11 protein-coding genes are annotated in these 12,488 nt (G+C 73.0%); 3 read left to right on the top strand and 8 right to left on the bottom strand.

Annotated features, from left to right (window positions below):
- Nucleotides 1–53 precede the first annotated feature (53 nt).
- The 5 genes from cseC to OG927_RS14600 form a co-directional block, all read right to left on the bottom strand.
- Nucleotides 54–1,382: a two-component system sensor histidine kinase CseC gene (gene cseC / locus OG927_RS14620; RefSeq protein ID WP_056793536.1), complete on the bottom strand. Its 1,329-nt coding sequence runs from the start codon at nt 1,380–1,382 to the stop codon at nt 54–56.
- Nucleotides 1,379–2,080, bottom strand: a complete 702-nt coding sequence (cseB, locus tag OG927_RS14615; protein ID WP_056793537.1) for a two-component system response regulator CseB — start codon at nt 2,078–2,080, stop codon at nt 1,379–1,381. The genes cseC and cseB overlap by 4 nt, the downstream gene beginning before the upstream one ends.
- Nucleotides 2,081–2,091: 11 nt before the next feature.
- The gene (locus OG927_RS14610) at nt 2,092–2,796 is read right to left on the bottom strand and encodes a hypothetical protein (RefSeq protein WP_056793538.1); all 705 of its coding nucleotides are present in this window, start codon (nt 2,794–2,796) and stop codon (nt 2,092–2,094) included.
- Complete coding sequence (locus OG927_RS14605; RefSeq protein WP_056793539.1) at nt 2,784–3,368, bottom strand: SigE family RNA polymerase sigma factor; 585 nt, start codon at nt 3,366–3,368, stop codon at nt 2,784–2,786. The genes OG927_RS14610 and OG927_RS14605 overlap by 13 nt, the downstream gene beginning before the upstream one ends.
- A 181-nt stretch (nt 3,369–3,549) precedes the next feature.
- Complete coding sequence (locus OG927_RS14600) at nt 3,550–4,452, bottom strand: HhH-GPD family protein (protein ID WP_056793540.1); 903 nt, start codon at nt 4,450–4,452, stop codon at nt 3,550–3,552.
- A gap of 252 nt (nt 4,453–4,704) precedes the next feature.
- Between OG927_RS14600 and OG927_RS14595 the strand changes: the two genes are divergently transcribed.
- Nucleotides 4,705–5,568 (top strand): hypothetical protein, encoded by an 864-nt coding sequence (locus OG927_RS14595; protein ID WP_330320281.1) that lies wholly within the window; start codon nt 4,705–4,707, stop codon nt 5,566–5,568.
- A 342-nt stretch (nt 5,569–5,910) separates the two neighbouring features.
- Here OG927_RS14595 and disA read toward each other — a convergent pair whose 3' ends face one another.
- A complete protein-coding gene (disA, locus tag OG927_RS14590) occupies nt 5,911–7,035 on the bottom strand; it encodes a DNA integrity scanning diadenylate cyclase DisA (RefSeq protein ID WP_056793542.1) in 1,125 nt (374 codons plus the stop codon).
- A 79-nt stretch (nt 7,036–7,114) separates the two neighbouring features.
- The gene (gene radA / locus OG927_RS14585; RefSeq protein WP_056793543.1) at nt 7,115–8,527 is read right to left on the bottom strand and encodes a DNA repair protein RadA; all 1,413 of its coding nucleotides are present in this window, start codon (nt 8,525–8,527) and stop codon (nt 7,115–7,117) included.
- Between the two features lie 186 nt (nt 8,528–8,713).
- Here radA and OG927_RS14580 point away from each other — a divergent pair, with 186 nt between their 5' ends.
- On the top strand, nt 8,714–10,480 hold the full coding sequence (locus OG927_RS14580) for a BACON domain-containing protein (RefSeq protein WP_408058069.1): 1,767 nt from the start codon (nt 8,714–8,716) through the stop codon (nt 10,478–10,480).
- Nucleotides 10,481–10,628: 148 nt separating this feature from the next.
- On the opposite strand, the gene OG927_RS14575 is transcribed toward OG927_RS14580, so the two are convergent.
- Nucleotides 10,629–11,468 carry a hypothetical protein gene (locus tag OG927_RS14575; protein ID WP_056793545.1) on the bottom strand — a complete coding sequence of 280 codons (840 nt, stop codon included), beginning with the start codon at nt 11,466–11,468 and terminating at the stop codon, nt 10,629–10,631.
- 39 nt (nt 11,469–11,507) lie between these two features.
- Between OG927_RS14575 and OG927_RS14570 the strand changes: the two genes are divergently transcribed.
- Nucleotides 11,508–12,455, top strand: a complete 948-nt coding sequence (locus OG927_RS14570) for a Ppx/GppA phosphatase family protein (protein ID WP_056793546.1) — start codon at nt 11,508–11,510, stop codon at nt 12,453–12,455.
- The last annotated feature ends 33 nt before the right edge of the window (nt 12,456–12,488 follow it).

Here is a 12,488-nt window from a genome sequence, read left to right as displayed (position 1 = left end):
CGGTGCGGGAACGGGCCCCGGAGGCGCATCGCCTCCGGGGCCCGTTCCCGCATTCACGACGGCCGGTCGGCCTGCCTCAGGACCTGGAAGCTCCCGGTGTTCGTCGGAGCGTGCTCCGGGAGCCACAGCACGGCGACCGCACCGCCCGTGCCGTCGGCGGTCCCGGCAGGCGCGGCGTTGCGGAAGGTCAGACGAGCACCCAGGACCCGCGCCTGACCGGCGGCGATCGTCAGCCCCAGCCCGTGACCGTGCCCGGCCCGGTCCGTGCTTCCGGTACGGAACCGGCTCGGCCCGTCCCGCAGCAGGGCCTCCGGGAAACCGGGCCCGTGATCGCGGACCCGGACCACCCGGCCCTCCACCGTCACCTCGACCGGCCCCGCCCCGTGCTTGGCGGCGTTCCCCAGCAGATTGCCCAGGATGCGTTCCAGGCGGCGCGGATCGGTGGACACCCACGACTCGTGCACCACCTGCACCGTGATCTCCGGTCTCAGCAGCCCGACCCGCCGGCTGACGAACTCGCCGAGCGGCAGTTCCTGCAGCTCGGCCCGTTCCGATGCACTGTCCAGCCGGGCCACTTCGAGTACGTCCTCGACCAGCGTCCGCATCGCCTGCGCCCGGTCCCGCACGAGCTCCGTGGGCCTGCCCGGCGGCAGCAGCTCGGCCGCCGTGAGCAGCCCGGTCACGGGAGTGCGCAGCTCGTGGGCGATGTCCGCGGTGACCCGTCGCTCCGCCTCGATCCGCTCGTTCAGCGCGTCCGTGAGCGCGTCCACGGCGCGCGCCAGTTCGTCGGTCTCGTCCCGTACGACACCGCCGACGGCCTCCCGCACCCGCACGTCCGTGTTGCCCTGGGCGACCTTGCCGGCCGCTGCCGCCGCCTTGCGCAGCCTGCGGGACAGCTGGCCGCCGATCAGGACCCCCAGGGCGCAGCCCCCGAAGACGACCGAGACCGAGCCGATGATCAACGCCCGGTCGAGGTCGCTCATGATCGCGACACTGCGGTCGGCGAAGCGGGTGTGCAGCGACAGGACGTCCCCGTTGGCCAGGGGTACGGCGGCCCAGACGTCCGGGATCCCGTCGGCGTACTCGTCGACGTGCGTGGCCCGCCGGTTGTCCCGGATCTGTGCGCGCAGGCCGGCGGGGAGCGTGGGGTCGTTGAGCTTCGCCCCGAATTTCGGCGACGACTTCTGCGTGTTCGGGGCCTCGTAGAGCCGCTGGGCGAAGAGGAGACGTTCCAGCTGCACCTCGCGGGCGTTCTCCAGCATCGAGACGCGTGCGGCGTTGTGGACGACGAGGCTCAGTGCCAGGGCGATGAGGGCGCCGACCGCGGCGATCGCGATGCTGATCTTCCAGCGGACACCGGTCCGCAGTGCGAGCCGCCTCATGCGCGGAGCTTGTAGCCGAAGCCGCGGACCGTCTCGATCCGGTCCTGCCCGATCTTGGTGCGCAGCCGCTGCACGTGGACGTCCACCACCCGGGTGTCACCGCCCCAGCCGTAGTCCCAGACCCGCTCCAGGAGCCTGTCCCGGGAGAGCACCGTGCCGGGTGCCGAGGAGAACTCCAGCAGCAGCCGCATCTCGGTGGGCGTCAGACCCACCTGGGAACCCGCCCGGCGCACCTCCATGCCTTCGGTGTCGATCTCCACGTCGCCGAAGACGAGGACACCGTCCGTCTTCCCGGCCGTCTCACCGCCCCGGGCCCCCGGGCCCGAGGCGTGGCCGAACCGGCGCAGCACGGCGCGGATCCTGGCGACCAGCACCGCTCCGTCGAACGGCTTGGTGACGTAGTCGTCGGCCCCGGCCTCCAGGCCGAGGACCACGTCGATCGCGTCGGCCCGCGCCGACAGCATGATGACGGGAACCGTCGACTCGTCCCGGATGCGGCGGCACAGGCTGACCCCGTCCAGCCCCGGCACCATCACGTCGAGCAGTGCGATGTCCGGGCGGTCGGCCCGGAAGGCCTCCAGGCCCTGCAGCCCGTCGGGCATCGCGGTCACCGTGAAACCGACGCGTTCCAGCGCGAGCTGCGTGGCCTCGCGGATGACGTCGTCGTCCTCGACGAAGAGGACATGGGTCTCGGCCATGCGGGCGGTCCTCAGTTCTGCGGCGTCGGCGGTGTGGGAAGGTCGCCCTCCCCGTTGCCGAGGGCCCGGTTGAAGTCGTTGTGCACCCGGTCGGTCTCGGTGAACCGGGTGGTCGCCCAGCGGTAGGTGATGACGTCCTCGCCGGAGGGGTAGGCGACCGCGTCCTTCGACCCGTACACCTGGGTCGTCACCACCAGGTCGCCGCGGTCGATGGTTCCGTAGACCGCGGGTATCTCGACGGCGAAGACGTTCTCGTACGAGCCGTCCGTGCGCTGCCGGTAGACATAGGTGCCGACCCCCACCGAGTCGCCGCAGGTCATCACGTTGACGACGATGTCGGCGGCCGGGCCGTCGGTGAGCGTGCCGTACGAGGTGTCCACCGGGTACTCGTCGCCCGCGCAGGGCTTCAGGTCGTTCCTGATCTGCCGGCTCACCTCGGCGTCGGCCTTGATGAGCGGTACCGCGTTCACCCGCGTGACCGGCTTCGCCGTCCCGGTGGGCACGGTGGTCGACGGTGTGGCCCGGGCGACCGGCTGGGTGCCCGCGGGGCCCTCGTCGCGGGTGCCCGTACCGCCGGTGGCACAGCCGGCGCAGAACAGCCCGAAGGCGGCGAGTCCGGCCAGAGCCGTACTCCCCGCCGCCAGACCGGTCCGGAGCGTGCCGCCCCGGCCGGTCGTTCCGCTCGTGCCGTCACCGCTGCCCGTCAGGCCGCGCACCGCTCCCGCCCCCGCTCGTCATGACGCCCGTCACGCTGCGCGGGTATCCGCGCCGGTGCGCCCTCGGCCTCACGGCTCCGGGCGGCACGGTCCTCCAGCTCCTGGCGCAGGCGTGCCAGGGCGCGGTGGAGCGTGCTCTTCACCGTACCGGCGGACATGCCGAGCGCCGCCGCCGTCTCCTCGGTACTCATCTGCTCCCAGTGTCGCAGCACGACGACGCTGCGCTGCTTCGGAGCCAGGACGCCGAGGACGTCCATGAGCAGGGCGCGGTCGGCGCGCTGCTCGGTGCCGTCGTCGACGCTCGCGTCGGGGAGCTGCTCGGTGGGGACCTCTTCGAGCTTGCGGGCCCGCCACCACTCCGTACGCGTGTTGATCATGACGCGTCGGAGGTAGGCGTCGGCCAGGGACTTGTCGGCGATGCCGTCCCAGCGGCCGTAGGTGCGGGCCAGGGCGGTCTGCAGCAGGTCCTGCGCGTCCACGGGATCGGGGACCAGCCGACGGGCACTGCGCAGCAGCGCGTCCTGCCGGGTGCGTACATAGTCCTCGAATTCGAGCACCTCGCCCTGCGCCATAACAACCGCCTCCGTCCCCGTACATCCCCGTGGTGCCGCCGCCGGCAGGTGGTCCCGTTGCCGACGCCGATGACGCTACGAGGGGGTTGTCACGAGGTTGTGCGGAGCAGCCGTACGCGGACGCACGGCTGTCCATCGGTTGTGTAACAGCCGCTGGACAGCCCGGTCCGCCGGTGCGGTGTCAGGTCAGGGGAAGCCGGTACCGTCCGTTCGCCAGGGGTTCCACCAAGCCGTCGGCGACCAGCCCGTCCAGCGCGCGCGCCCGCTGCACCGGCTCCTCCCACGCGGCGTCCAGCGCGGACTGCGGCACCGGTGCGACCGACTCGCGCAGGACGGCGAGGAGTCGGCCCCGCACCTGCCGGTCGGTGCCGGCATAGGTCTGTCCGCGGCGCGGCGGCCCCTCGTGGGCGGGCTTTCCCGCCAGCCGCCAGGCGCACTGCCCGGCGATCGGGCAGCGTGTGCAGTCCTCGTTCTTCGCGGTGCACACGAGCGCGCCGAGCTCCATCGTGGCCGCCGCCCAGCGGGCCGCTCGCTCGTCCTCCTCGGGGAGCAGGGCACGGGCGAGCTTGCGCTCGGCCGCGGTGGTCGCGTTCGGCGGGTACTGGATGCCGGACGCGGCCCGGGCGAACACCCGGCGGACGTTCGTGTCGAGCACGGCATGGCGCTGTCCGTACGCGAACGAGGCCACGGCCGCCGCCGTGTACTCGCCGATCCCGGGCAGGGCGAGCAGCTGGCCGTGCTCGCTCGGCACGTCGCCACCGTGCCGTTCCGCTATCGCCTGGGCGGCCCCGTGCAGGCGCAGGGCGCGTCGCGGGTAGCCGAGCCGGCCCCAGGCGCGGACCGCTTCACCGGGCGCGTCGGCGGCCAGGTCGGCGGGGCGCGGCCAGCGGGCCAGCCATTGTTCGTACACCGGGAGGACCCGGCTCACCGGGGTCTGCTGCAGCATGAACTCGCTCACCATCACACCCCAGGCGCCCGCTTCGGGGCGGCGCCAGGGAAGATCGCGGGCGTGCTGCTCGAACCACCCGATGACGGGGGTGTGGAGGGAGGCGGGGGGCGTCTGTGTCGAAGTCGTGGCAGTCATCGCACCTACGATCCTGACACGGAAGACGGGACGAGGGGCACGGCTGCGGGGGTGTCGGCCCGGCTGAAGGGTTCACGGGGTGATAACGCCACCCGTTCTGTCCCTTCGGGCCGGGAGCGGGAGGACCAAACAGCGCAAAGCGTCCGTAAGTTACCGGGAGCGTCCGCTCCGTGATGATGATCCGGAAAACTTGTCGATCAGAGCGGCGGGTGGGGGCCGGAGTTGGTCCGGAACTCTCGTAGAGTTCTGGCCGTGGGATCTATGCGCAATCCGGTCGGGCCGCTTCCCTCCAGCATCTACTGGCGTCGGAGGGCAGTAGCGGCGATGGTGATCGCGCTGCTCGCGGCGCTGATCGCGTGGGTCGTCACCTCGGGTGGCGGCGAGGCGAAGAAGGGCGACGACGGCAAGCCCGGTGACTCGGCCCCGGCCCCCTCCATCACGCCCGGCCCCTCCAGCTCCGGCCCGGACGTCGGCCAACCGCCGGGCGGACGCGACGAGTCGGGGGCGACCGGGGGCGGTGACGGGACTTCCGGCGGCGCGGGCGGCACCGGGACGGGCGGAGAGCCCGGATCGGGCGGCTCGGGGACGGGCGGCTCCACGTCGTCCGGGACCGGATCTGCCGGATCTGCCGGATCTGCTGGATCTGCTGGGACCACCGGAGCCGCGACCGGCGGCGGGACAGCGGCTGAGCGGGTGCCGGCGGGCTCATCGCTCCCCAACTGCGCCGCTTCAGCGCTTCAGTTGAGCCTCAGGACGGAGATCAGCTACGGGCCCGACGACAAGCCGGTCTTCCGCCTGGTCGCCAGGAACACCTCGTCCGCCGACTGCAAGGCCGACTTCGGCCCGAAGAGCGCGGTGCTCTCGATCACCGAGGCGGGCGGTGACGACGACGAACAGCTGTGGTCGTCCAAGGACTGCCCGCGGACCGGAGCCTTCTTCCTGCGGGTTCCGGCGGGCGCGACAGTCGTCCACACCGTGAAGTGGGACCGCAGGCAGAGCGCGCCCACATGTGCGACACCCCCTGCGGGCAAGGCGGCCCCCGGCACGTACCTGCTGGAAGCGAAGGTGCCGGGCGAGCCCGTCCAGCGGGCCTCGTTCGTCCTCGCCAAGGACTGATCCCGGGGCTGTCGGCTCCTGCTCCGGCGCCCTGCGCGCCGGACTCCGCTCCGGCGATGCTCCAGCCTCCGGCCGGCTCCACGCCCGGGCCGCTTTCGAGGGTGCGGGTGCTCACCACCGGAGCCGCCTCCGCCCCGAAGTCACCTCGGCCGGGCGGACGGTCGCTCCGGACCCGTCCGGTCACGGGGGACGGGCGTGCGCTGACAGCGACGAGCGCCGGGCGTGCGCGGACAGCAACGACCGCCGGGCGTGCATCGGCGTGCATCGGCGTACGGGGAGCGGCAACCAGCAGGTCCGGCCACCGTGCGGCCCCGGCACCCGCCGGCTCCGGTCAGGGACGACCTAGACGTACCGCTCCAGGATCGACGACTCCGCCAGCCGCGAGAGGCCCTCGCGCACGCTCCGCGCCCGCGCCTCCCCGACCCCGTCCACCGTCTGCAGGTCGTCCACGCTGGCGGCGAGCAGCTTCTGCAGACCGCCGAAGTGCTCCACCAGCCGCTCGATGATCGCCCCGGGCAGCCTCGGCACCTTCGCCAGCAGCCTGAAGCCCCGCGGGGAAACCGCCGAGTCCAGCGTCTCCGGCGAGCCGCTGTACCCCAGCGCACGCGCCACCACGGGGAGTTCGAGCAGTTCGGTGTGGGTGAGGGCGTCCAGCTCGGTCAGTGCCTCCGCGACCGTCCGGGACCGCTTCGCGGTCGGCTCGGGCACGTAGTCGCGCACGACCAGCTCACGCTCCGGCTCCACGCCCGCGATCAACTCGTCGAGCTGGAGCGACAGAAGCCGGCCGTCGGTACCCAGCTCCACCACGTACTCGGCGATCTCCGTCGCGATCCTGCGCACCATCTCCAGCCGCTGCGCGACCGCCGTGACGTCGCGGACGGTCACCAGGTCCTCGATCTCCAGCGCGGAGAGCGTTCCGGCGACCTCGTCCAGCCGGAGCTTGTACCGCTCCAGGGTGGCGAGCGCCTGATTGGCGCGGGACAGGATGGCGGAGGACTCCTCCAGGACCCGCCGCTCCCCGTCCACGTACAGCGCGATCAGATGCATCGACTGGGAGACCGAGACGACGGGGAATCCGCACGCCTTGGAGACCCGGTCCGCCGTGCGGTGACGGGTGCCCGTCTCCTCGGTGTGGATCGAGGCGTCCGGGACCAGCTGTACACCGGCCCGCAGGATCTTGGTCATGTCCTTGTCGAGGATCAGTGCGCCGTCCAGCTTGCACAGCTCGCGCAGCCGCGTCGCGGTGAATTCCACGTCCAGCACGAAGCCGCCGGTACACATGGATTCGACGGTCTTGTCCATGCCGAGCACGATCAGCCCGCCGGTGTTGCCGCGGAGGATGCGCTCCAGGCCGTCACGGAGGGGCTGTCCGGGCGCGACCGCGCTCAACGAGGCGCGCATCAGCCACTCGTTACCCGTGCCTTGGCCGGACTTTCCGGGCGTTGCTGCCCGGTCGTTGGCTGCCACTGCACTCCTCCGGTCACAGGTTTACGGTGCCCTGATTCCCTCATGCCGTTCGTACGGGCGGGCGAGACCAGGGCAAAGTCTACCGGCGTGCGCCGTCCTCCTGTGGTCCGTCCGGGCGAGACCGGCGGGGGAGGACTCTCAGAGCATCGCCCATGTCGGCGACTTCTGTGACCTTCATACCGGCGGGGACCTGCCCCGGGTCCCTCGGAACCAGGGCGTGCTTGAACCCGAGACGGTACGCCTCCGCAAGCCGGCGCTGCACCCCGGTGACCCTTCTGACCTCGCCCGCGAGGCCCACTTCGCCGATCGCGACCAGGTTCTTCGGGAGGGGTGTGTCGCTCGCCGCACTGGCCAGCGCCAGGGCGATGGCGAGGTCCGCGGCCGGCTCGGTGAGCTTCACGCCGCCCACCGTCGCGCTGTAGATGTCCCGCTTGCCGAGCGCGCTGATCCGGCCCCGCTGCTCCAGGACGGCCAGCATCATCGAGACCCGGGAGGTCTCCAGCCCCGAGGTGGTGCGCCGGGGCGAGGGGATCTGCGAGTCGACCGTCAGTGCCTGCACCTCGGCGACCAGGGGGCGCTTGCCCTCCAGGGTGACCGTCAGGCAGGTGCCGGGAACCGGCTCGTCGCGCCGGGTGAGGAAGAGGCCGGAGGGGTCGGCGAGGCCGGTGATGCCCTCGTCGTGCAGCTCGAAGCAGCCGACCTCGTCCGTGGCCCCGTACCTGTTCTTCACCCCCCGCACGAGGCGGAGGCGCGCATGCCGGTCGCCCTCGAAGGACAGCACCACGTCGACGAGGTGCTCCAGGAGCCGGGGCCCCGCGATGGCACCGTCCTTGGTGACGTGGCCGACCAGGAGCGTCGACATGCCGCGCTCCTTCGAGGCCCGGATGAGCGCTCCCGCGACTTCGCGGACCTGCGCCATGCCCCCGGGTGCGCCGTCGATCTCCGGAGAGGCGACGGTCTGTACGGAGTCGAGGACCAGGAGGGACGGTTTGACCGCGTCCAGATGCCCGAGAACCGCCGACAGATCGGTCTCCGCGGCCAGATACAGGTGGTCGTTGATCGCCTTGATCCGGTCGGCCCGCATCCGCACCTGGCTGGCGGACTCCTCGGCCGTGACGTAGAGGGTGCGGTGGTCCTCGGTCGCCGCCTTGGCCGCCACGTCCAGCAGGAGCGTCGACTTGCCGACGCCGGGCTCGCCCGCGAACAGCACGACGGCGCCGGGCACGAGTCCGCCGCCCAGCACCCGGTCCAGCTCTCCGACACCGGTCGAGCGCGCCGTGGCCTGCCGGCTGTCGACCTGGCCGATGGGCAGGGCGGCGGTGGAGACGCGGCCGGCCGCGGTGGTGCGGATCGCGGGGGCACCGCCGAATTCCTCGACCGTCCCCCAGGCCTGGCACTCCGGGCAGCGGCCGAGCCACTTGGCGGTCGTCCAGCCGCATTCGGTGCAGCGGTAGGACGGCCGGTCCTTCGCGGATTTCGTACGGGCAGCCATGGCGTCACCGTATAGGTGGGGTCCGACACCGCCGACCACGGGCACGGGAGGCGAACAGGTGCCCGATGCAGGAGACCGGTGGAATTCTGGGATTCCTGTCCTCTTTCGGGGGATACCTTCACTCATAAGGATTAAATGCGGGAAAGGGCCCCCAGGGAGGCGCCCTCGTCTGCCTACGGTCGCCACGTGACGAGCAGCAGGCTGGAGACCCACGGACGCACCACCGGCGCACACCGGGCGCACCGCCGCGTGCCCCGCCCGTCGGCCCAGCTGCCGGCGGCACGTTTCGAGCCGTACCTCGACGGCCTGTTCACCTACTGCCTCTCCGTGCTGTGCGACCACGAGGCGGCGACCGAGGCGCTCGGCTCGCTCCTGGCGATCGCGGAACGGCAGGACGGCCGGTGCCCCCCGGCCGAGGCGGAACGTAAATCCTGGCTCTACGCCCTGGCCAGGTGGACCTGTCTGCGCGCGCTCACGGAACAGAGGCGGGGCCGCCAGGCCCACCGCCGGACCCCACCGGCCCCGGCCCCGCCTGCGGCCTCCGCGGCCGGCTCCCGCGGCACTCCGGAGGAGGCGCTCGCCCCGGATCCCGCCGAGTCCCCGGCGGCCGAGGCGCGCAGGCGCGAGCTGGCACAGCTGGCCTGGCCGGAGGCCGCGGGCACCACCCCCGAGCAGCGCGAGGCGCTGGAGCTCGCCGTACGCCACCGGCTCACCCCCCGCGCCGTCGCCGCCGTCCTCGGCCTCGAACCGGCCGACGCCCGGGAACTCCTGGCCGCGGCGGCCTGCGAGGTGGAGCGCACCCGCGCCGCCCTCGCCGTCGTCGAGTCGGGGAACTGCCCCACGGTCGCCCGGCTCACCGGCACCCACCAGGCGCTGCTCTCCGCGGCCCTGCGCCGGGAGCTCGTGCGGCACGTCGACGACTGCCCCCGCTGCCGCCGCGCCGCCGAGCGGGCCGGTGCCACCGGGCCGTGGCCCGGCGCGGGAGTCCACCGGGTCGCCGTGCTGCCCGTCGTCGAGGCGCCCCGCCCCTCGGTCCACGTCGCACTGGCCCACGCCAGACGGGCCCGTCCGGCCGGCCCGCGCTTCGGCCGGACGGGTTTCCCGCTGGACCCGAAGGACCATGCCGCGCGCCGGGACCGGCTGCGCGCACGGGTGGTGACGACGACGGTGGTGGCGACGGTGGTCGCGGCCCCCGTGATCGCCCTGTGGGCGGCCTACCGCGGCGCACCGCCGACCGGGGAGGGCCGCGACGGCACCTCGGTCACGGCGACGGAGGCGGGGGACGCCTCCGGCCTCGCCGGAGAGCCGAACGGCCCCTACGAGAACGCGGGCAACGCCCGCCCCGACAGTAACCACCGCTTCACGGACGCCGCCCGGAGGCCGGACGTCACGGCCGAGGTGATCAGCGCCGGGGGCGGTCCGCACGCCTCCGACGCGATCCGGATCGTGGCCCGTTCCTCCGGCGGCCGTACGACGATCACGCTGACGGCGACCGGTGACGAAGCCGTCGCCTGGTCGGCCCGGGTGAAGGCTCCGTGGCTGCACCTCAGCCGTTCGTCCGGCACGCTCGCCCCCGGGCGGAGCGTCACCGTCCGGGTGCTCGTGAACGAGGCGGCCGAACCGGAGGGCCCGTGGAGCGCACGGGTCGTGTTCGCCCCGTCGGGCTCGGCGGTCGCGGTCACGGGGTACGGCGTCGCGGCACCGCCCGACGGAGGCCCGGACCCTGCTCCGGATCCGTCGGGTCCGCCCGGTCCGTCGCCGTCGTCCCCGCCTCCGTCGCCGGGCCCGTCCCCGGACCCCACTCCGGAGCCGACGCCGTCCCCGACCGATCCGCCGACGAGCCCGCCGGGCTCGCCCGGTCCCACGCCGTCCCCGACCGAGGCGTCCCCCACCCCCGCGCCGTCCGGTCCGACGGAGGGGCCGGGCGAGCCGTCACCGGACTCCGCGGACTGACGCACAGCGAGACGGCGGCCCGGTGCGCGGGGGAGCGGACGTCCCTCACACACCGGGCCGCCGTCACGGCGGGCCGGTGCACGGAACCGGCGAGCGGAAAGGAAGCCGGGGCGCCGGCCCGAAGCCCGGGCGTGGCACACCGCTCCGGTCAGGCCGGATCCGCCGGATGCGGTGCCATCGGCAGCAGCGACGCCAGCCGCTGCTCGCACAGCTCGGTCAGCCGCTCGTACGCCTCCTCACCCATCAGTTCGGTGAGCTCGGGGCGGTAGGTCACGTAGACCGGGTCCCCGGCCCCGTGCGCGGACGTCGCCGACGTGCACCACCAGTGCAGGTCGTGACCGCCCGGGCCCCAGCCCCGGCGGTCGTACTCCCCGATCGAGATCTGGAGCACGCGTGTGTCGTCGGGCCGGTCGATCCAGTCGTACGTACGCCGGACCGGCAGCTGCCAGCACACGTCGGGCTTCGTCTCCAGCGGCTCCTTGCCCTCACGCAGGGCCAGGATGTGCAGCGAGCAGCCCGCGCCGCCCTCGAACCCGGGCCGGTTCTGGAAGATGCAGGAGCCCTCCCAGCGCCGCGTCTGGCGTTCGCCGTCCTCGTCGACGCCGACCCAGCCCGTCTTCGTGCCGACGTCGTGGAACTGCCACAGGTCCGGGGTGAGCCGCGCGACGTGCCCGGCCACCCGCTTCTCGTCGTCCTTGTCGGAGAAGTGGGCGCCCAGGGTGCAGCATCCGTCGTCCGCCCGGCCCGCCTGGATGCCCTGGCAGCCGCTGCCGAAGATGCACGTCCACCGGGACGTGAGCCATGTCAGATCGCAGCGGAAGACCTGCTCGTCGTCGGCGGGGTCCGGGAACTCGACCCAGGCCCGCGCGAAGTCGAGCCCCTTCTCGTCGGGCCCGTGCGGCCCTGTTGCTTCCGGCTGCTGCATCTCCTGCTTCGTTTTCTGCTTCTTCGTGACTTTGTCCGGCTTCGCCTTTTTCGTCTTTGGCACGCGCCAAGAGTAAGTCCGCGGCGGCAGTAGCGTTCCGGTATGAGACTCGGAGTCCTCGACGTGGGGTCGAACACGGTTCATCTGCTGGTGGTCGACGCGCACCCCGGTGCCCGCCCGCTGCCCGCGCACTCGCACAAGGCGGAACTTCGGCTGGCCGAACTGCTCGATCCCGAAGGAGCGATCGGCCCCGCGGGGGTCGACCGCCTGGTGTCGACGATCACCGACGCGCTCGGGGCCGCCGAGGACAAGGGCTGCGAGGACGTGCTGGCCTTCGCCACCTCCGCCGTGCGCGAGGCGACCAACGCGGACGAGGTGCTGACCCGTGTACAGGACGAGACGGGCGTGGCCCTCGCCGTCCTCAGCGGTGAGGAGGAGGCGCGGCTCACCTTCCTGGCCGCCCGCCGCTGGTTCGGCTGGTCGGCGGGGAAGCTGCTGGTCCTGGACATCGGCGGCGGGTCCCTGGAGGTCGGGTACGGGCTGGACGAGGAGCCCGACGCCGCCGTCTCGCTGCCGCTCGGAGCCGGGCGGCTCACCGCGAGCTGGCTGCCGGGCGACACCGCGGACCCCACGGCCGTACGGGCGCTGCGCCGGCACATCCGCACCTGCATCGCCCGGACGGTCGGTGAGTTCACCCGCCTCGGGCCGCCCGACCACGTGGTCGGCACCTCCAAGACCTTCAAGCAGCTCGCCAGGATCGCCGGCGCCCCACGCTCCGCCGAAGGCCTGTACGTGCAGCGTGTTCTCACCCGCAAGGCCCTGGAGGAGTGGGTGCCGAAGCTGTCGGCGATGACCGTCGAGCAGCGCAGCACCCTGCCCGGGGTCACCGAGGGGCGCGCCGCACAGCTGCTCGCGGGGGCACTGGTCGCCGAGGCGGCGATGGACCTGTTCGGGGTCGAGGAGCTGGAGATCTGTCCCTGGGCGCTGCGCGAGGGGGTCATCCTGCGCCGCCTGGACCACCTCCCGCCTATACGGGCCGCCCTCACCTGACCGCCGTATCCGCCCCATGGGCCTTCTCACTTT

It is taken from the genome of Streptomyces clavifer (genome assembly GCF_036345975.1).
Taxonomy (GTDB): Bacteria; Actinomycetota; Actinomycetes; order Streptomycetales; family Streptomycetaceae; genus Streptomyces; species Streptomyces clavifer.
The sequence above is the reverse complement of the archived record's forward strand: the minus strand, read 5'-3'. Positions and strand labels throughout refer to the sequence as shown.